The sequence below is a fragment of the Mesorhizobium sp. M7A.F.Ca.MR.148.00.0.0 genome, assembly GCF_003997735.1.
Classification (GTDB): Bacteria; Pseudomonadota; Alphaproteobacteria; order Rhizobiales; family Rhizobiaceae; genus Mesorhizobium.
In genome coordinates this window covers 1-543 of record NZ_RZTB01000377.1, presented here as the reverse complement: position 1 = coordinate 543, position 543 = coordinate 1, and the positions used below count along the sequence as shown (strand labels likewise).

Below are 543 nucleotides of genomic sequence, written 5' to 3'. Positions count from 1 at the left end.
AACTACCTGGCCGGCGTGGGTGTCGACAAGGACCCCAAGCAGGCACAGGGGCTTTTTCAGAAGGCCATGGACCTGGGCCAGCCCCATGCTCCGAGCAATCTTGCGCGCATGTATCGGGATGGCGTCGGCGTGGACCGCGACCTAGCGGAAGCGCAAAGGCTGTTCGAGTTGGCGACGGCGCGGGGCGACCAGTTCGGTGCCTTCGATCGACGCCCGCAAGGCGCTTGCGAGTTTCGGTGCGAAGCCGAAGATGGCGGCGTTGAATCAACTGCGCCAGGAACTCAAGTCCAAGATTCCTGCGTCTGGTTCGCTGGACACGCAACTGGTCAACATGGCCAGGGGGGTCTGGGAAGAAGCCAATCCGCGTCGGGATGTTTTTTGATCAACGAGGAGGCAATGGTGGGCAGGGCATCGAAGCAAGCAATCATCGGAACAATTCTTTCCGGCGTCCTGGTGGCTCTCATGGGCTGTACGTCCCTGACGCCCAAAGCCGAGCCGACGCCGGTGGCGGCAAAGCCTCAGCCGAAGGTCGTTCGCACGACC

The 543-nt window shown here is 62.1% G+C and carries 1 protein-coding gene and 1 pseudogene; both read left to right on the top strand.

Annotation, left to right across the window (positions count from 1 at the left end; translation table 11 throughout):
- Window positions 1-15 precede the first annotated feature (15 nt).
- A pseudogene (locus EOB49_RS38845) lies at window positions 16-146 on the top strand (hypothetical protein); the annotation flags it as partial.
- Between the two features lie 50 nt (window positions 147-196).
- Complete coding sequence (locus EOB49_RS38380) at window positions 197-382, top strand: hypothetical protein (protein WP_245472996.1); 186 nt, start codon at window positions 197-199, stop codon at window positions 380-382.
- Window positions 383-543 lie beyond the last annotated feature (161 nt).